Below are 17,444 nucleotides of genomic sequence, written 5' to 3'. Positions count from 1 at the left end.
TGTGTATAAGAGACAGGCTCCAGCATGGTGGCGCGGTCGAAACCGGATTCGTAACCGAACTGCTCGGTGGCGTCGGCGCGGAAGTAGACGTCGGGGTAATCGCCGTCAACGATGTAGGCCGATCCGGCGGCCAGCATCTTTTCGACCGACTCGACCACTTCGGCTATGACCTCGGTAACCGCCACATAGTCGCGAGGCGGCAGCACCCGCAAGGCAGTCATGTCAGCGGCGAACAACTCCACCTGGCTGGCCGCCAACTCCTGCCACTGCACCCCGTCACGCTCGGCACGCTCGAGCAGCGGGTCGTCGACGTCGGTGACGTTCTGCACGTAGTTCACCTGGTGGCCGGCGTCGAGCCAGAGCCGGTGAATCAGGTCGAAGACCAGATAGGTGGCGGCGTGGCCGAGGTGCGTGGCGTCATAAGGCGTGATGCCGCAGACATACATGCTGGCCGCCGGGCCCGGCGACACCGGACGCACCTGGCGGTCGGCGGTGTCATAGAGGCGCAGCGCCGGGCCGCGCCCGGGCAGGACTGGAACGGCCGGCGCGGACCACGATTGCATGCCCACGACTGTAAGGCCCACTCGCTACAGGACCGTCCGCCGCATGGCGTCCAACAGGATCGGCGCCACGTCGGGCCGGCACATCAGCAGGTCGGGCAGGTAGGGGTCGGGGCGGTTGTAGCGCAACGGCGACCCGTCGATCCGGGACGCGTGCAGCCCGGCCGCCAGCACCACACCGGCCGGGGCAGCCGAGTCCCACTCCCACTGCCCGCCGGCGTGCAGGTAGGCGTCCACGTCGCCGCGCACCACGGCCATCGCCTTGGCGCCCGCCGAACCCATCAGTACCGGCTCCACCGGCAACACCTCGCGGATGAGCCGGACCACCGCGGGCATTCGGGAAGCGCTGACCGCGACCCGAATGGGGTCCGGCGGTCCGGCAGGCGTGGCGGGCCGGGTGACCGTGTCGGTGCGGAAGACCACGTTGCTCCGGTTGTCGTAGGCCGGCAGTGACACCGCGGCGTCGGTGATGGTGCCAAACCCGTCCGGGCCGCCGCGCTGCCACAGCGCGATGTGCACGGCCCAGTCGTCGCGTCCGGGTGTGGTGAATTCGCGGGTGCCGTCGAGCGGGTCGACGATCCAGACCCGGTCCGACCGCAGCCGGGCCAGGTTGTCCGGGGATTCCTCGCTGAGCACCGCGTCCCCGGGGCGCGCGTCCCGCAGCCCGCGGAGGATCAGCTGGTTGGCCCGGCCGTCGCCAGTGTCGCCCAGATGCCACGGTTGGGCGAAGCCCACCTCGTCACGCACCGCCAGCAAGAGCTTTCCGGCCTCGACTGCCAGTTCGGCGGCCAGCGCCGCGTCGGTCAGCGTCACGAGTGGCAGTATCCCCGACGTGGACTAGAACGCCGGCCAAGGGATCGGGCGATGACGGTTCGGGCCGGGCATCACCGGGTGCTCCAGCAGGTCGGCGACGCGGCGGCGCAGGGCCGTGATCTCGCCGGCGGTCAGATGCGGTTGCAGCGATGCCGCCAGCGGACCGTCCAGCGCCACCAGCAGCCGCGACAGGGCCGGCAACGCCTCGTCGTCCAGGTCGGTCACCGACGTGCCCGCCCAGCCCCACAGCACGGTGCGCAACTTGTCCTGGGTGTGCAGGCTCACGCCGTGGTCGACGCCGTAGACGCGGCCGTCGGTGCCGCACAGAATGTGTCCGCCCTTGCGGTCGGCGTTGTTGATCACCACGTCGAACACGGCGAGCCGGCGCAACCGGATGTCGTCGGCGTGCACCAGGGTGACCGGATCGCCGTTGTGGCCGTAGGCCTGCAACACCGGCAGGTAGCCCGCCGGAACGTGGTCCCCGGGAACCACGTCCACCAGGCCGGGCGCCGACGATGCATCCTGGGCTTGGTCGTCGTCTTCGGGTTGGTCCACCCAGCGCTGCACCATGCCCGGACCCGCCGGACCGTCCCGAATGATGGTGTAGGGCACCAGATTCCAGCCCAACTCAACCGAGATCAGGTGTGCGCCGAGTTCGCGGCCGGCCAGGGTACCGTCGGGGAAATCCCACAGCGGCTGTTCGCCGGCGACCGGCTTATAGACGCAGTGGACACGGTGCTCCCCCAGCCTCGCCTGGCACAGGAAGGTGGCGTTGCTCGCCGAGCGGATGCGGCCCAGGATCTCCAGTTCCCCGGAGTGCAACGCCTCCCGGTCGTCAGATGTCTGTGTCATCGGGCTCATCGTCGGGCCCGAAAGCACCCCGCCGATAGCCGTTGGTGCGCACGCACATGTGACCGGCGGGGTCCAGCGGCTCGTCGCACAGCGGACACGGCGGGCGGCCCGCCGAGATCACCCGGTTGGAGCGGGTGGCGAACTGGCGCGCGGACTCCGGGGTGAGGAACACCCGCACCGCGTCCGGCCCCTCGTCGGTGTCGTCGAGCACCACCGACGCGTCGAATTCAGCATCGCTGACCGCGAGCAGCTCCACCACCACCGTCTGTGCCTCGGAGTCCCAGCCCAACCCCATGGTGCCGACCCGGAACTCCGCGTCCACCGGTGTGACCAGCGGGTCCAGGTCGTCGATCTCGGTGGGTTCGGGCGGCACCGGGGTGCCGAATCGGCGGTTGACCTCCAGCAGCAGCGCACCGATCCGTTCGGAGAGCACCGCGACCTGCTGCTTCTCCAGCACCACCGAGACCACCCGCTCGTCGTGGACGGCCTGCAGGTAGAACGTGCGGTTGCCGGGCTGGCCGACGGTCCCGGCCACGAAACGGTCGGGGGTGCGGAAGACGTGAATAGCTCGGGACATGGCAACTCCAAAATACCGGCAGTTGCGGCGGCCGACGGCATCTGGCTTCGGCGAGGTGGACCTAGGTGGTGGATCCGCCGACTACGGCGTCGCTTTCACCGACGGGGCCGGCCGGTGCACTGTGCACCGCGGCGGCCAACGACGCTCCGGTGTGGTTGAGGTGGATTACGAAGGGGCGCAACGGCGTGTAGCGGATCACGCTCGCCGAGGCCGGGTCGGCGGTGATCCGCTGAAAGCCGTCCAGATGCACGCCGAGCGCGTCGGCGATGACGGCCTTGATGACGTCGCCGTGGGTGCACGCCACCCACAGCACGTCGGCGCCGTGCTGGGAGGCCAGCTGCCGGTCGTGATCGCGGACCGCGGTGACGGCCCGGGCCTGCACCTGCGCCAGCCCTTCACCCTCGGGGAAGATCGCCGCGCTGGGCTGCGCCTGCACCACCCGCCACAGCGGTTCGGCGGTCAGTTCGCTGATCTTGCGTCCGGTCCAGGACCCGTAGTCGACCTCGGCCAGCCGGTCGTCGACGAGGGGATCCAGCCCCAGGGCCGCGGCCAGCGGTTCGACGGTGCGCCGGCAGCGCAGCAGCGGCGAGCGCACCACCGCCTTGATCGGCAGGCCGTCGAGCCGGCCGACGAGCTGCGCGGCCTGCTCACGGCCCAGTTCGTCGAGTTCGACGCCTTCGGTGCGTCCGGCCAGCACCCCGGAGGTGTTCGAGGTGGACCGGCCGTGGCGCAGCAGGATGACGGTCATGGCATGGCCGCCAACGCCCCGGTGGCGAGCAGGATCAGGATCGTGGTCCCGGCGATGACCCGGTACCCGACAAACCAGTACATGGTGTGACTGCTGACGAACCGCAGCAGCCAGCTGATCGCGGCGTAGCCGACCAGGAAGGTGATCACCACCGACACCAGCAGCTGCGGCCCGGTGGCGCTCATTCCTTCGGTGACCGGATTGAAGGCGTTGGGCAGTTCGTGCAATCCCGAGGCGAATACCGCCGGGATGCCCAGCAGGAAGCCGAACCGGGCGGCCAGGGCCCGATCCATGCCCAGGAACAGGCCGGCGCTGATGGTCGCCCCGGAGCGCGAGACGCCGGGCACCAGTGCCAGACACTGCGCGGCGCCGACCAGGAAGCCATCCTTGACGGTCAATTGGTCGGCATGCCGCCGCTGGCGGCCGACATACTCGGCGGCGGCGATCACCAGCGAGAATCCGACCATCGCGGAGGCGATCACCCAGAGGTTGCGTACGTCGCCGCGGATGAAGTGCTGGAACAGCACCCCGACGATCACGATCGGGACGCTGCCGACGATGACGTACCAGCCCATCCGGTAGTCGGTCTTGCGTTCGGCGGGCAGCGGGGTCTTGGCCAGCGCCGAGGCCACCCCGGACAGCCAGGCGGTGGCGATGCGCGCGATGTCCTTGGCGAAATAGACCAGCACCGCGATCTCGGTGCCGATTTGAGTCACCGCGGTGAAGGAGGCGCCGGCGTCACCGGCGAAGAACAGCCGGGAGACCAACGCCAGGTGTCCCGAGGAGGAGACCGGCAGAAACTCGGTGAGTCCCTGGACGATCGCCAGGACTATTACCTGCGGCCACGACATCACAGCCGTCTCGACCACCGATACGACCTCAGTCACGACGACGACCGTACCGGGCTGGTGTCAGCGGGTCAGACCGGATACCACGTCACGCACCGCGGCGGCCAGGCTGCGCTCGTCGGTGACATCGATCTCGAACAGGTGCCGGCTCGCGGTGGCCACCACGTCCTCGTCGTGCGGGACCGGGCCGGCCAGCCGGGGCCGGTAGATGTCCACCACCAGCTTCTGCTGCTCGGTGTGGAAGGAGAAACTGCGGCCGTCACCGACCTCGCCGAAACCACTGGCGAAGGCCCCCGTCCAGATCTCCTCGATGCGGAACTCCGAACATGCCAGCTGCCAGTCATCGACCACAGTCATGGCCGAGAGGTTACACCTAAGCGAACTTATTGTTCGGCCGGACATGCCAGCTTCACCTCGCCGCCTTCCTTAGAATCGGTCTCTGCACCAACCCGCCATCAAGACGAGCTGGAAGAGCTGTCCTGTGCCCAAACGCTCCACCCGCCGGCCACGCCGGTCCCTGCAAGGCCTGTTGCTGCCGCTGCTGCTGCTCACAGCGTGCTCATCCAATCCCATCACCGCGCCGCCGCCCACGATCGCGCCGGCCGAGCCCGCGGTTTCCCCGGTCGCCGCGGTGCGCCCGGCCGGCACCGTGCGGCCGCTGGCCGGCCACGCCACCGGCGCGGTGTTCGACGCGGCGACCAAACTGCTGGCGGTGCTGTCCCCCGGCCCGGACCCGCAGGCCGCCGCCACGCTCGGCCTGGTGGGCGACTCGAGCCGCCCGCCCACCGAGGTGGCGCTGCCGGGTCCGGCGAGCGCACTGGCCGGCGACGGCAACGGCGCGGCCTACCTGTCCGGGAACGGTGGCTACTACACCGTCGACCTGGCCACCCGCGGCATCAAACGCGTCGACGTCGACGGTGCCGCCGGTGTCGAGTTCACCGCGATCGGCCGGCGCGCCGACGGAATCGTGGTGTTGGGCAGTGCCGACGGCGCGGTGTACACGCTGGCCGAGGACGGCACGCGGGTCGCCGAGCGGGCCAAGATCTTCGCCCGGGTCGACCAGATCGTGACCCAGGGCGATATCGCGGTGGTGCTGGACCGCGGCCAGACCTCGGTGACCACCATCGGCACCGACGGCGAGCCGCAGTACGCGCTGCGGGCGGGCCAGGGCGCGACCACGCTGGCCGCCGCGGCGCACGGGCCGGTGCTGGCAGCCGATCCGCGCAGTGGCCGGCTGCTGGTGTACGGCGTGGATCCGCTGATGCTGCACCAGGACTATCCGGTGCCGGATGCCCCCTACGGGCTGGCCGGGTCGGGCGGGTTTGCCTGGGTGTCGCAAACCGGGACGAACACCGTGGTCGGCTACGATTTGACCACCGGAATCCCCGTGGAGAAGGTTCGCTATCCGACCGTGCAGCAACCCAACACCCTAGCCTTGGACGAGAAGTCGGACACCCTGTACGTGGTGTCGGGCTCCGGCGCCGGGGTCCAGGTGATCGAGCACGCCACGAGGCCACAATGACCGCGTTGCGCCCCCGCCGGATGCCGGTCGGCTGGGACACCGACCTGTCCGATGACTACGAATGGATTCCGCTGCGACTGCCGCCGGAGGTCACCCGGATCGGGGCGTCCACCCGGTTGTCCATCGAAGCCGAATACCGAGGTTGGGAGCTGACCCGAGTGCGGTTGTACACCGACGGGAGCAGGCGGGTGCTGCTGCGCCGCAAGAAGTCTTCGGCGACGGCGATCAGCGGCGGCCGCTGCGTCGACCAGCCGGGACTGTAGGCCGATGGGTCTCTACGGCGCAGTGCGCCGGGCGTTCTTCCTGGTGCCGGCCGAGCGTATCCACACTCTCGTGTTCGCGGGGCTGCGCGGCGCCGCCGCGACGCCGCCGGCGCGCCGGGCCCTGCAGCGCCGCCTCGCGCCGCACGATCCGCTGCTGGCCAGCACCGTGTTCGGGGTGCACTTTCCCGGGCCGCTCGGGCTGGCCGCCGGGTTCGACAAGGACGGCCACGGGCTGAACGCTTGGGGTGCAATGGGTTTCGGCTACGCCGAGGTGGGCACCGTAACGGCGGCGGCACAACCGGGCAATCCCGCGCCGCGCCTTTTCCGGTTGCCCGACGACCGCGCGCTGCTCAACCGGATGGGCTTCAACAATCACGGGGCCGCCGCGCTGGCGACCCAGTTGGCGCGACACCGGTCCGACGTGCCGATCGGAGTGAACATCGGCAAGACCAAGGTCACCCCGCCCGAGGGCGCGGTGCAGGACTACCGCACCAGCGCCCGGCTGTTGGCCCCGCTGGCCGACTATCTGGTGGTCAACGTCAGCTCGCCGAACACGCCGGGGCTGCGCGACCTGCAGGCCGTCGAGTCGCTGCGGCCCATCCTGGCCGCGGTGCGTGCCGAAACCACCAAGCCGGTGCTGGTGAAGATCGCCCCGGATCTGGCCGACACCGATCTGGATGCCATCGCCGACCTGTGTGTGGAGTTGGGTCTGGCCGGCATCGTGGCGACCAACACCACGGTGTCGCGCGACGGCCTGGCGACCCCGGGGGTGGCCGAATTGGGGCCCGGCGGCATCTCCGGCCCGCCGGTGGCGCGGCGGGCGCTGGAGGTGCTGCGGCGGCTGTACGCCCGGGTGGGCGACCGGCTGGTCCTGATCAGTGTGGGCGGCATCGAGACCGCCGACGACGCCTGGGAGCGCATCACCGCCGGCGCCTCGCTGCTGCAGGGCTACACCGGCTTCATCTACGGCGGCGGCCTGTGGGCCCGCAACATCCACGACGGTCTGGCCCAGCGGCTGCGCGACGGCGGATTCGCCTCGCTGGCCGAGGCGGTCGGGTCCGCCGCCCGCTAGCGCCCGCTACTTCTGTTCGTAGGTGCCGACGATCACCGCACGCGCGATCGCGTGCATGAACAGGTTGAAGCCCAGGTAGGCCGGGCTGGCGTCCTCGGCCAGCTCCAGCTTCTCGACGTCGACGGCGTGCACCGCAACGTAGTAGCGGTGCGTCCCGTGACCGGCCGGCGGCGCGGCGCCCACGTAGCGGCGCATCCCGGCGTCGTTGACCAGGGTCAGCGCATCGCCGGGCAGCAGGCTGCCGTCACCGGCGCCTTCGGGCAGCTCGGTGCAGGTGGCCGGCAGGTTGGCCACCGCCCAGTGCCAGAATCCCGACGCGGTGGGTGCGTCCGGGTCGTAGCAGGTGACCGCGAAGCTCCGGGTCTCCTCGGGAAAGCCCGACCAGCTCAGCTGCGGGCTGGCGTCTTCACCACCGGCCCCCATGATTCCGCTGACCTGGGCTTTGCCCAGCGACTGGCCGTCGGTCAGCGACGTGGAGGTGAGGGTGAAGGTCGGCAGCTTGGGCAGCGCGGCGTACGGGTCGGGGGTGGTGGTCATGACTGGTCCTCTCGTAGTGGATCAACTTCGTCGTTTGGTCAGCAGTGTGTCAGGAAGTGGTGCAGTACGCGGGTGCCGAACTCCAGTGCGTCAACCGGAACGCGTTCGTCGACTCCGTGGAACAGTGCGGAGAAGTCGAGGTCGGGCGGCAGTCGCAGCGGAGCGAAGCCGAAGCATCGAATACCCAACTTGGCGAACGCTTTTGCATCCGTTCCGCCGGACAGCATGTAGGGCACGGTCCGGGCGTCGGGGTCACAGGCCAGCAGCGCGGCGTTCATCGCCTCGACCAGGTCACCGTCGAAGGTCGTCTCCACCGGCGGCTGGTAGGCCACCCATTCCCGGGTCACGTCGGGGCCGATCAGTGCGTCGACCTCGGCCTCGAACGCCGCCTGGCGCCCGGGCAGCACCCGGCAGTCCACTACCGCCTCGGCCGTCGCCGGGATGACGTTGGCCTTGTAGCCGGCCTGCAGCATGGTCGGGGTCGCGGTGTCGCGCAGGGTGGCGTTGACGATGCGCGAGATCGGTCCCAGCTTCTCGATCATTCCTTCCAGGTCCGGGGAGTCGACGTCGATGGCGTGCCCGGTCTCCTCGCCGACCGCGGCCAAAAACTCCACCACGGCATCGGAGAGCACCAGCGGGAACCGGTGCCGGCCCAGCCGGGCCACCGCCTCGGTCAGGGTGGTGACGGCGTTGTCGTCGTTGATCATCGACCCGTGCCCGGCCCGGCCGTGGGCCCGCAGCCGCATCCAGGACAGCCCCTTCTCCGCGGTCTCGATCAAATACAGCCGACGCTCCCCGCCGTCGCGCCGCGGCACCGTGAGCGAAAAACCGCCGACCTCCCCGATCGCCTCGGTGACCCCGGCGAACAGATCGGGGCGGTTCTCGACGATCCAGTGCGCCCCGTACTTGCCGCCGGCCTCCTCGTCGGCCAGGAATGCGAACACCAAGTCACGCGGCGGGGGGATGCCGGCCCGGGCCAGGTGCCGGGCCACCGCGATCATCATCCCGCACATGTCCTTCATGTCGACCGCGCCGCGGCCCCAGACATACCCGTCCTCGATCGCGCCGGAGAACGGGTGCACGCTCCAGTCGCTGGCCTCGGCGGGCACCACATCGAGATGCCCGTGGATCAGCAGCGCCCCACGGCTTGGGTCGCTGCCTTTGAGCCGAGCGAAGACGTTGCCGCGTCCGGGCGCACCGGATTCGAGGTATTCGGTCTCATACCCCACTTCCTCGAGCTGGCCGGCCACCCAGCGTGCGCAGTCGGCCTCGCCCTTGGTGGTGGCCGGCTCTCCGGTGTTGGAGGTGTCGAAACGGATCAGCGTGCTGACGAGCTCGACCACCTCGCCCACTGCGGCGCCGGCGGGATCGGGGAAATCGGTCACAGCTACCTTTACTACCACTTCACGTTCCTGCGGATCGCGTTGCGAGGGCTGGGTTTGGGTCCAGCGGAGGGCATCCGTTAGCCTTAGCTGCCCGGCCGCGCCGGGTTGGTCCGAGTGGCGGAATGGCAGACGCGCTAGCTTGAGGTGCTAGTGCCCTATTAACGGGCGTGGGGGTTCAAGTCCCCCCTCGGACACGTCCGGCGACACGACTTAAGTCGGCAGTCGCCGTGACTCGCTGAAGATGCGGGTCGTAGTCGAGGCGCAGGCCCAGGCTTGCGTATACCTGAGCGCGTTCCGCCCCGGTTGCCTCACCAAGCACTGCTGACAGCCCGCCCAATTCCTCAACCAACTCGCTGATTTGTGCGGCAGTCATGACGCGAGGTCGCTCCGCTTGCTCAAGACGGACCTTCAGCTCGTCGCGCTCGGCGGTGCGGCGGCGCAATGCAACAGTCAAATCCTCAACGGCCACACCAGACTCCACGGCGGTAACCAGAGCAGCAACCTTCGCATTCGCCTCGCTGAGCTGGCGCCGCAAGGCCGCGTAGCCAGCCCCTGCTACCGGGTCCGCGTCTTGCCCGCGTGCCAAGTCGGCCGGATCGGCCAGGGTGGCGATCCATTCGTCAAGTCGCGCAGTCACCTCATCTTCACGGAGGTAGACGGTGCGCGGGTGATCACTCAGGTCCGCGGGTACCGAACGCGACTTACCGAGCTCACAACGGTAGAGGATGCGTGTTGTTCGCTTCCCGGCGCGGGCAGCGCCCTGCATCCGCCGTCCACATGCGGCACAGAACAGCAGCCCACGCAGTGCATATGGCACTGTTGACTCTCTGCTGCAAACAAGACCGGGACCCCGCCGCGCCTGCATCCGAAGACGAACAGCCTGCGCTAGTTCGTCACGGATCAGCGCTTCATGCGTGCGGCGTTCTGGTGCGATCCAGTCGGCCTCATCACGCCACCGCATACGAGTCTCATACCCCGCAGCGACATCATCGGGGTTGACCAGAACCTCGTATTTCTCCTGCTTGCCCCAAACACGGATACCGCGGTACGCCGGGTTGTCGAGTATCGCGCGGATCGCCGAATGGGACCATCCTCGTGGGTCACGATGCCGATTCCGTGCCGGGTCGTACTGGCTCGGTGACGGTACACCATCGTCGGTGAGCCGTTGCGCGATATAGCGCAGGCCCGCTCCGTCGGCGTACATGCGGTAGATCCGCTCGACGACCGAAGATGTCGCGGGGTCGGGTTCGAGGCGGTGAAGCCGCTGCCCAAGATTGGCCTTGGCAGGGTTTGGATGCGGGCCGGCATCGACGAGCCGGTAACCGTAGGGTGGTCGACCACCGAGATATCTGGCGGTGTCGTGCGCGAGTGCTGACATCGCCGTACGGACGCGCATCTGGATTCGAGCGCGCTCTCCCTTGCTCATGCCGCCGAACAGAGTCATCACCAGGTCGTGTGCCTCGGAGCCGGGATCGACCGCTCCGCCGACCTCGGGTACCCACAGGCCAACTCCGTAGTGCGTGAGGACAGGGAAGGTGAGCGCGAACTGCGGCCCGTAGAACGCACGGGCGGGTTCCCCAATCACTACGGCATCAAAGCTACGGTCCCGACAAGCGACATCAGCAAGCAGACGTGACGCCTCTGGCCTGCGCTTCCACGGCAGTGAACGGCTCTGTCCCACATCGAAGTAGTCGGCGGCGATGAATCCGCCGTGCGGAGTGATCAGGTCCATGGCACGCCGCTTCTGCCAGCTGCGGCTCGCCTCCGGGTCTTGAGCGTCCTCCGTGCTCACTCGGCCATAGAAGGCGAACCTCAGGCTCACGCCACTCCCCTCCCTGATCCAAGCATCCGGTCCCGCACAGCCATTATCACGTGTACCAGCGCGCGGTTGGCCTCGGACGGAAGTCGATATTGGTTGGGCACAACAATTTCAACACCCCCCTCTGACACCGTCGGCGCATCGGGACGAGCGTCACACCCGGAGCGAGCACGTGCTGCTCGGGACCTGTCAGCCATCGCTTCCCCCTGGCGGATCCCATTGTTGATTGCGGGCTTGGCCACGGACTTCGATCAGTCCGATGCGGCGGGTGTGGATGTGTTGGACGGCCGCGGAGTAGATGAGGGTCCGGTCGCCGAGGCTGGTGGGGCCGGCACGATCGAATTCCCATGCCACCAGATCATCGCCATCGGTGGAGTCGAGGCCGAGATCATGTTGGTGCGCAGTGCTTTTTAAACGTTGTTCACGGGTCCAGGCCGCGCGACGTTCGCGCAGCGCGGTCATCGTGGTGGAATAGCGGCGGGATTTGCTGGTGATGTGGCCCCGGTAGCCCAGGGTGTGCAGCCACCGACCGACACCGGCCAGTCCCTTATCGGCGAGTTGGCTGATGGCGGTCAGGATCGCCCGAACGTGGTCGCAGACATCGAGGTCAGCGATGGCCTCGGTGGAGATGCGTCGCGCGCTGATCCCGACGTCAGCTAAGGATTTGGTGACGTATTTCGCGAGGTAGCGAGCTACGCGGCGGCCTGGAAGAACCCCGCCGTGTGGTGAATCCTCCTGCACAGCAGAGCCGTCCGTGCCGGCGTGCCGGTTGTCGATGGGTTGGGTGTCGACTTGTGTGCCGAACCTGATCACCCGTGTCGCTGTATTTGAGGATGAGCGTGTCGCTGTATTTGAGGATGAGTCGGTGACCGTCACGGCCACGGTTCGAACGGCCTGTTGGATGATGGTGGCCAGTTCGGTTGCCGCAAGGGGCGCATGCCAGTCATGACCGCCAGAGTCATCGCTGTCGGGCGGGTCGAGGCGGATCAGGGCATGAATGTGCGGGATGAGCCGGGCTTGCAGTTCGACGACTTTGATGAAGCTGACCTGCACCGCATCCGGGTCGGCGCCCGAAGCACGTAGCTCTCGGCGCAGTGTGCGTCGCAGGGTGATGGTGAAGCGTCGCCACAGTTCGGGCAGGTGCCATGTGAACAGGACATGCCCGGTGTAGTCGTAGCAGTCCGCGCAGATCGGCTGTCCCGCATAGATATCACCTTCGCCGTGGGTTGTGCTGCACCACAGTGGTTTCCCATGCGGGCATCGGCGGTAGCCGCCAGTGTGGTGGTGGTCGCGACACACACGCTGCTTCTTGTCGCCTGCACGCGCGGCGGCGTGAACAGGCCCGTAGCTAGGTGCGGTGAGGGTGACGAACACCTGCGGACGATCGGCCACTGCTGCGGGGATGTTGTGGTGGCCGCCGGCGGTGCCAGCGTGCACGAGCTGCCACGTGTCGCGGGCGTACAGGTCTGAGCACGATGGGCATACCTGTGCGCGGCGGTTGTTGCACCGTGTCCACACCACCCGATCGCGGCCTATCTCGTCGGTACCTCTGAGTTGGATGGGGTGGGCGCAGAAGCCAACAGATTCCGCGCGCCGCCACCACGATTCGAACCCCGTCGAGGACGCGCGGCGCACCATCTGATCCACCACCGCATTGGTGTCGATCGAGCCGGGAACCCCGGGCAACACCAGCGTGGGGGCTGTCGTTGCAGTAGTCACCGTTGACCCCGGGCGGTGTCGGTGCGCCCGCTGTTGGACTGGTTGGTTCGGGTCGCGGCACGAGGTGGCCGGAATCGTGCTGCCAGAGTGGCGATGTCGTGGTCGGCGACGTGAAATGCCCGTACCCGCACCGGTTGGGCCGTGCCATCGATCATCATGTAGCCCACACCGGGAGTGGTGTCGGGGATGTGATCGCAGTCGGCCCCCGCGTCGCGGGCGCCCTGGCCCAAAACCATGGTGGTTTGGGTGGCTTCGGTCAACCGCAACCCGATTCGCACGGTAAACAGCTGCCGCATCGGCAGGGTGTCTTTGGCCGGATCTTGCACCGCTGCCACCACCGAAATGCCGACGGCCCGGCCTTGGGAGAGCAGCAGGCCCAACAGCTGTTCAATTTCGCTGCGCACCTTGCGGTCGGTCACATACGCAGTCAGCGCGGCGATCTCATCGATCACCACCACGAATAACGGCTCAGTCGGAGTCGGGGTGTGCATGCGCGTCTTGCCCCGTAACCGATTGGCGCGGGCGTGCATCACCTCCACTAGTTGCCGCAGCAGGTACAGGGTGGTGCCAGTGGCGTCGTGGGTGAACACCGTGAACATGGGTGCTCCGGCGCCCAGTTCCATGCCGCCTTTCGGGTCGATGACGCAGAGCCGCACTTGTCCGGTTTTCACGGCGGGGGCGAGGCCAGCGATCAGTGACCACAACACTGAACCTTTCCCCGCGCCGGTCGCGCCAGCCACGAGCAGGTGGTGGCCAAGCAGAGGTAGGTGCCACCAGTGGCGGGTTTCGGTGATCCCGACCCGCAGCGACCCCACATCCACCGCAGTCGCCGTCGTGGGCATGGGCAGGGCAATCGGGTCGGCCAGCACGTCGCCGCGCATCAGGGTGATGCGTAGCTCTCCGGGCGCGGTCGCGCGGATGGCGATCCGGTCGGCACGCCAGGCGGCGGCTAGCGCCTCGGATTGCTTGTGCCAATCAGCCAGGGAGTGGCCGGTGACCACTCGCAGCGCCAGGACGTCGGTCGTCTTGCCGATGCGCACCGACTGCAAGGTCGGCACCAAGGTGCGTTCGCCAAGTGTGGCGGTCAGGCCGTGCAGGGTGCACACCGATTGCCAGGTGCGGGTGTAGCGCGACCAGGTCAACCAGCGCCGCCGCACCGGCTCGGTGACCCATCCGTGAAACGATCGCGGGTCCAGCCACGCCCAGCCCGCATACGCGGCAGCGAAAGCAATACCGATGATCAGACCCGCGCGTGAGCCATGGGTAATGGCCATCGCCACGCTGGCGATGATCGGGATGCTGATGGCCGGGAACAGGACCGCCCACCACAGCAGATACCCGGCCGCTTTGAACAGTGAGAGGATGAGGTCGGTGATCCAGTCGTCGTCGTTGGATTGAGAGTTCTTGCTGTTTTTGTAGTTTGATGCCATGACAAGCGTCCCTCTGGTGAGTGAATGGTCGATAGCAGCTCACGTGCTGGGGCGCGACACCCACGAGCGCCGCGCCCCAGCAAATGGGGTTATTTCTGCGCGCGGGACGCTTGATCGCTCGGCGCAGCCGCGGGGTTGGTGGGGGTGATGGCGTCGGCACGGAACGCCACGCCGCTGCGATCACCTTGAGCCCAAGGGATAGCAACCAGACCAGCGACTGAAACAGGTTGGGTGACTGTCACTTTCGGATCCCCGGCGACGGTGACGTTGAGCACTTCACCACCGGTGTCATCCAACGCCAACAGCTGCGCGGCATACAGTGGCACGCCGGTGGCGGTGTCCACTTTTGGGCTGCCGGTCTCGAAGTTCAGCCGCGGCTCGGCCGCTCGGGTGACGATGAACCGTGTGCCTGATGTGTCGATTCTTAAACGCATTGTCCCGCTGTTCCTTTCGTGATCTGTTTGCGCCCCGTTGCGGCGCTGGGCTCAGTTCACGTGGACATCGCGGACGTAGCGAGGGACGTTGGCAGGCATTGCCGACACTGCCGCAGACATTTCGGACACGACAGGGACATGCCCGTGGGCATCGGACGGGCATCACCGCCGCGGGGCGGCGGCAGTCGCATGGCAAACTAGGAACCACGCGCTGAGGATGGACAGGGATGACACGGAAAGATGTGCGCTGAGACGACGGGCGATCAGGACGGCGACGCCGAGGCCGCCACGATCCCCAACGATCGCCTCACCCAACGGCTGCACGCCAAGGGACTCTCCCCACAGAGGTTCGCCACTGCGGTGGGCGTGGATATCAAGACGGTGCGCCGCTGGCTGGCCAACATCGACTACAACGTCCGCGAGGACAACGCCCGCCGCGCCGCTAAGCTGCTTGGCTGCACACCGCACAACCTGTGGCCCAACCAGTATCCTGCCCCTACCGCGAGCGCGCTGGCGACGACGTCGCTGGGTGGTCCGTTCACCGCGACGCTGTATGCCAGCCGCACCCAGCTGCCGATCACGACGTGGCAGCAGCATTTCGGCGACGCCACCACCGGCATCGACATCCTCGTCCTGGCGGCCACGTTCCTGTTTGACACCCTCGACGGCTTCCTCGACATTCTGCTCGACGCCGCCGCCCGCGGTGTGGCGGTGCGGTTTCTCGTCGGGGATCCTGACACTGCCACCACGATCCTGCGCGGCAAGGAGGAAGGCATCGGCGAGGCCGTCATCGCCCGCTGCCGCACGTCCGTGGAGTTGCTCGCCCCGCATGCCGATACCCCGGGGCTGGATATCCGCACCCACGACACCACGCTCTACACGTCGATCTTCCGGGTCGACGACGCCATGATCGTCAACTTCCACATCTACGGCTCACCCGGGCGCAACAACCCCGTGCTTGTGCTGTCGCGCCACCACGAACCACGGCTCTGGGCCACCCTCGAAGACGCTTTCACCCAGGTCTGGGATCGCGCCAGACCGCTCAGCGCGAAAGGCTGAACCCTATGCGAACCGACTACTACAACGACCCCAACGCCCCGCTGCCCAACAGCGTCGTTCCGTCAGCCTCGGCCATCGTCACCGACGAACAGGGTCGTATCCTGCTGATCAAACGCCGCGACAACACCCTGTGGGCGCTACCCGGCGGCGGACACGACATCGGCGAAACGATTGCCGACACCGCCGTCCGGGAAGTCAAAGAGGAAACCGGGCTCGACATTGAAGTCACCGGCCTTGTCGGTGTCTACACCAACCCGCAGCATGTCGTCGCGTTCACCGATGGCGAAGTCCGCCAACAGTTCTCTCTGTCCTTCACCACCAAGGTGCTCGGCGGTACCCTGGCCATCGATCACGAAAGCACCGACATCGCCTGGACCGATCCCGACGACATCCCCAATCTGGACATGCACCCGTCGATGCGACTGCGCATCGAGCACTACCTGCAACACCGCGACAGCCCCTACCTCGGCTAACCGGCTGGGTTTACAGCCAATCGCGTACCCGTCGGACCGCCGCCAACAGTTCGTCGCGCCCCGCGTCGACCGCGCGGTGCACCGGGTCCTCGGGTCCATAGCGGCCCAACACCTCGATCAATCGATCTCGCGGTGATACCGGCGCCCCGTCCGGCCCGGTCGTCAGATCGCAAAAGGTCAACACATCCAGAACATCGCTGGGCGGATCGCTGAACGCCGCTAAACCTGACAAGCCGCGCTCGGCAGCTTCCGCGTGCGCCCCAGTATGGAACGCCACCAGGGAGGCGACCAGCTCCCGAAAACCCGCCGCCCGGGCAAACTCTGCGCCATCGAGCGGATGAAACCCGGTCCGGCGCAACGACGGTGCGTAGCCGATATCGTGCAGCCACGCCGCTGCCACCAAAGAGTCCGCTGTCTGGGCATCGAACCGCCGACTCAGCCGCTCGGCAGTCGTCGCGACACCCCGCACATGCGCCAACCGCCGCAGCTGCCCCACCAGTCGCGTCTCGGCCTCTCGCCGTGCACGCTGCGCCAGCATCCCGCTCACAACCGCCATCCTACGAGTCCCATCGCCATGGCGCAGACCCGCAACTGATGCTCAGCGGAGCCCGGGCCGCCATAGCCCGCGAGGAACCGGCGGCTACCTGCGGGCTTCGCTACGCTCCCTCTGCTCCCGTCCGCTGGCGCTCCCGTCCGCGCCGCTCGCTACGCTTCGCCCTCCGTCCGCCGCCACACAAGCTTGCACACGACGACGAGCGCTGTACATCTCAACGGCCACGGCATCCTGGCACCACGACAAGCCAGGACTGTCCTCGCTCCTCGCCGCATCGAGACGGCGCGGGCAGCAGGCGCGACCAACGCCCGCCTGACCGCCGCTGGCCTGCGATGTGAGAACTTTCTTTACTGCTATCAAGTCGATGGCGGCACGTTGCCACCAGCTCGACACCGCAGCCGCCCGACTCGAACGCCACGTCGACACCATCACCGCCACCGCCGCACCCGAGCTACAGCGTCGGGCCCGACACCGCTGCCACCCTGCTGACCGCCCTCGGCGACAACCCCGCTCGGATCGGCAGCGACGCCGCTTTCGCCAAACTCTGCGGGGTCAGCCCACTGGAAGCCTCCAGCGGCAAAACGATCCGCCACCGGCTCAATTGGGGAGGCAATCGCGACGCCAACCGTGCCCTGCACGTCATCCTGGTGGTGCGCATGCACCGTCACCAGCCCACCCGCGACTACTTCGTTCACCGCCTGGCCGAAGGCAAAACCAAGAACGAGATCATGCGCTGCATCAAGCGTACATCTGTCTCTTATACACATCTGACGCTGCCGA

At 67.6% G+C, this 17,444-nt stretch carries 18 protein-coding genes, 1 tRNA gene and 2 pseudogenes; 7 read left to right on the top strand and 14 right to left on the bottom strand.

Features of this window, described 5'->3' with window-relative positions:
* From LI94_RS14555 to LI94_RS14525, 7 genes and pseudogenes are all read right to left on the bottom strand, one after another.
* Window positions 1-563 (bottom strand): annotated as a pseudogene (locus LI94_RS14555) (cysteine--1-D-myo-inosityl 2-amino-2-deoxy-alpha-D-glucopyranoside ligase); the annotation flags it as partial.
* A gap of 24 nt (window positions 564-587) precedes the next feature.
* Complete coding sequence (locus LI94_RS14550; RefSeq protein ID WP_082105762.1) at window positions 588-1,373, bottom strand: inositol monophosphatase family protein; 786 nt, start codon at window positions 1,371-1,373, stop codon at window positions 588-590.
* Between the two features lie 24 nt (window positions 1,374-1,397).
* Window positions 1,398-2,225 carry an SCO1664 family protein gene (locus LI94_RS14545; RefSeq protein WP_046301620.1) on the bottom strand — a complete coding sequence of 276 codons (828 nt, stop codon included), beginning with the start codon at window positions 2,223-2,225 and terminating at the stop codon, window positions 1,398-1,400.
* On the bottom strand, window positions 2,209-2,802 hold the full coding sequence (locus LI94_RS14540; protein ID WP_046301619.1) for a DUF3090 domain-containing protein: 594 nt from the start codon (window positions 2,800-2,802) through the stop codon (window positions 2,209-2,211). Before LI94_RS14540 ends, LI94_RS14545 begins: the two co-directional genes overlap by 17 nt.
* Before the next feature lie 61 nt (window positions 2,803-2,863).
* On the bottom strand, window positions 2,864-3,550 hold the full coding sequence (locus LI94_RS14535; RefSeq protein WP_046301618.1) for a histidine phosphatase family protein: 687 nt from the start codon (window positions 3,548-3,550) through the stop codon (window positions 2,864-2,866).
* Complete coding sequence (locus LI94_RS14530; RefSeq protein ID WP_046301623.1) at window positions 3,547-4,401, bottom strand: undecaprenyl-diphosphate phosphatase; 855 nt, start codon at window positions 4,399-4,401, stop codon at window positions 3,547-3,549. The genes LI94_RS14535 and LI94_RS14530 overlap by 4 nt, the downstream gene beginning before the upstream one ends.
* 60 nt (window positions 4,402-4,461) lie before the next feature.
* Window positions 4,462-4,755 carry a hypothetical protein gene (locus tag LI94_RS14525; RefSeq protein ID WP_024440462.1) on the bottom strand — a complete coding sequence of 98 codons (294 nt, stop codon included), beginning with the start codon at window positions 4,753-4,755 and terminating at the stop codon, window positions 4,462-4,464.
* A 124-nt stretch (window positions 4,756-4,879) separates the two neighbouring features.
* Here LI94_RS14525 and LI94_RS14520 point away from each other — a divergent pair, with 124 nt between their 5' ends.
* From LI94_RS14520 to LI94_RS14510, 3 genes are read left to right on the top strand one after another with little or no spacing between them, the layout of a single operon-like run.
* A complete protein-coding gene (locus LI94_RS14520; protein WP_192830979.1) occupies window positions 4,880-5,920 on the top strand; it encodes a hypothetical protein in 1,041 nt (346 codons plus the stop codon).
* Window positions 5,917-6,183: a DUF5703 family protein gene (locus tag LI94_RS14515; protein ID WP_024440464.1), complete on the top strand. Its 267-nt coding sequence runs from the start codon at window positions 5,917-5,919 to the stop codon at window positions 6,181-6,183. Before LI94_RS14520 ends, LI94_RS14515 begins: the two co-directional genes overlap by 4 nt.
* A 4-nt stretch (window positions 6,184-6,187) precedes the next feature.
* Window positions 6,188-7,255, top strand: coding sequence for a quinone-dependent dihydroorotate dehydrogenase (locus LI94_RS14510; RefSeq protein WP_046301617.1), 1,068 nt, complete (start codon window positions 6,188-6,190; stop codon window positions 7,253-7,255).
* A 6-nt stretch (window positions 7,256-7,261) separates the two neighbouring features.
* Here the strand turns inward: LI94_RS14510 and LI94_RS14505 are convergent, their stop codons facing one another.
* Both LI94_RS14505 and LI94_RS14500 read right to left on the bottom strand, forming a co-directional pair.
* On the bottom strand, window positions 7,262-7,792 hold the full coding sequence (locus tag LI94_RS14505; protein ID WP_024440466.1) for a YbhB/YbcL family Raf kinase inhibitor-like protein: 531 nt from the start codon (window positions 7,790-7,792) through the stop codon (window positions 7,262-7,264).
* A 38-nt stretch (window positions 7,793-7,830) separates the two neighbouring features.
* A complete protein-coding gene (locus LI94_RS14500; protein WP_152664831.1) occupies window positions 7,831-9,177 on the bottom strand; it encodes a M20/M25/M40 family metallo-hydrolase in 1,347 nt (448 codons plus the stop codon).
* A gap of 108 nt (window positions 9,178-9,285) precedes the next feature.
* On the opposite strand from LI94_RS14500, the gene LI94_RS14495 reads away from it, so the two are divergent.
* Window positions 9,286-9,371, top strand: a tRNA-Leu gene (locus LI94_RS14495).
* Here the strand turns inward: LI94_RS14495 and LI94_RS22425 are convergent.
* The 4 genes from LI94_RS22425 to LI94_RS14480 all read right to left on the bottom strand — a co-directional run bounded on the left by LI94_RS22425 (window position 9,353) and on the right by LI94_RS14480 (window position 14,579).
* Window positions 9,353-10,999 carry a recombinase family protein gene (locus LI94_RS22425; RefSeq protein WP_012394803.1) on the bottom strand — a complete coding sequence of 549 codons (1,647 nt, stop codon included), beginning with the start codon at window positions 10,997-10,999 and terminating at the stop codon, window positions 9,353-9,355. The genes LI94_RS14495 and LI94_RS22425 overlap by 19 nt on opposite strands.
* A 186-nt stretch (window positions 11,000-11,185) precedes the next feature.
* Window positions 11,186-12,715 carry a replication initiator gene (locus LI94_RS14490; protein ID WP_095562670.1) on the bottom strand — a complete coding sequence of 510 codons (1,530 nt, stop codon included), beginning with the start codon at window positions 12,713-12,715 and terminating at the stop codon, window positions 11,186-11,188.
* Entirely contained in the window at window positions 12,712-14,145 is a 1,434-nt protein-coding gene (locus tag LI94_RS14485; RefSeq protein WP_046284113.1) for an FtsK/SpoIIIE domain-containing protein, read from the bottom strand. Before LI94_RS14485 ends, LI94_RS14490 begins: the two co-directional genes overlap by 4 nt.
* 89 nt (window positions 14,146-14,234) lie before the next feature.
* Window positions 14,235-14,579: a hypothetical protein gene (locus LI94_RS14480; RefSeq protein ID WP_011893911.1), complete on the bottom strand. Its 345-nt coding sequence runs from the start codon at window positions 14,577-14,579 to the stop codon at window positions 14,235-14,237.
* 240 nt (window positions 14,580-14,819) lie between these two features.
* Between LI94_RS14480 and LI94_RS14475 the strand changes: the two genes are divergently transcribed.
* A complete protein-coding gene (locus LI94_RS14475; protein ID WP_012394806.1) occupies window positions 14,820-15,638 on the top strand; it encodes a hypothetical protein in 819 nt (272 codons plus the stop codon).
* Between the two features lie 5 nt (window positions 15,639-15,643).
* Window positions 15,644-16,111, top strand: a complete 468-nt coding sequence (locus tag LI94_RS14470) for an NUDIX domain-containing protein (RefSeq protein WP_012394807.1) — start codon at window positions 15,644-15,646, stop codon at window positions 16,109-16,111.
* A gap of 10 nt (window positions 16,112-16,121) precedes the next feature.
* Here LI94_RS14470 and LI94_RS14465 read toward each other — a convergent pair whose 3' ends face one another.
* A complete protein-coding gene (locus tag LI94_RS14465; protein ID WP_012394808.1) occupies window positions 16,122-16,658 on the bottom strand; it encodes an HD domain-containing protein in 537 nt (178 codons plus the stop codon).
* Between the two features lie 358 nt (window positions 16,659-17,016).
* Here LI94_RS14465 and LI94_RS23215 point away from each other — a divergent pair.
* Window positions 17,017-17,444: pseudogene (locus LI94_RS23215) on the top strand (IS110 family transposase); the annotation flags it as partial.

Origin of the sequence: Mycobacterium sp. UM_Kg27, from assembly GCF_000972905.1 — a bacterium.
Lineage (GTDB): Bacteria > Actinomycetota > Actinomycetes > Mycobacteriales > Mycobacteriaceae > Mycobacterium.
Note: the sequence above shows the minus strand (reverse complement) of the source record. Positions and strands in the feature narration are given on the sequence as shown.

Coding starts and splice junctions, on each gene's coding strand:
- LI94_RS14545 (WP_046301620.1), bottom strand. CDS start 2,225: ATGACACAGACATCTGACGACCGGGAGGCGTTGCACTCCGGGGAACTG.
- LI94_RS14540 (WP_046301619.1), bottom strand. CDS start 2,802: ATGTCCCGAGCTATTCACGTCTTCCGCACCCCCGACCGTTTCGTGGCC.
- LI94_RS14535 (WP_046301618.1), bottom strand. CDS start 3,550: ATGACCGTCATCCTGCTGCGCCACGGCCGGTCCACCTCGAACACCTCC.
- LI94_RS14530 (WP_046301623.1), bottom strand. CDS start 4,401: ATGTCGTGGCCGCAGGTAATAGTCCTGGCGATCGTCCAGGGACTCACC.
- LI94_RS14525 (WP_024440462.1), bottom strand. CDS start 4,755: ATGACTGTGGTCGATGACTGGCAGCTGGCATGTTCGGAGTTCCGCATC.
- LI94_RS14515 (WP_024440464.1), top strand. CDS start 5,917: ATGACCGCGTTGCGCCCCCGCCGGATGCCGGTCGGCTGGGACACCGAC.
- LI94_RS14510 (WP_046301617.1), top strand. CDS start 6,188: ATGGGTCTCTACGGCGCAGTGCGCCGGGCGTTCTTCCTGGTGCCGGCC.
- LI94_RS14505 (WP_024440466.1), bottom strand. CDS start 7,792: ATGACCACCACCCCCGACCCGTACGCCGCGCTGCCCAAGCTGCCGACC.
- LI94_RS14485 (WP_046284113.1), bottom strand. CDS start 14,145: ATGGCATCAAACTACAAAAACAGCAAGAACTCTCAATCCAACGACGAC.
- LI94_RS14480 (WP_011893911.1), bottom strand. CDS start 14,579: ATGCGTTTAAGAATCGACACATCAGGCACACGGTTCATCGTCACCCGA.
- LI94_RS14475 (WP_012394806.1), top strand. CDS start 14,820: ATGTGCGCTGAGACGACGGGCGATCAGGACGGCGACGCCGAGGCCGCC.
- LI94_RS14470 (WP_012394807.1), top strand. CDS start 15,644: ATGCGAACCGACTACTACAACGACCCCAACGCCCCGCTGCCCAACAGC.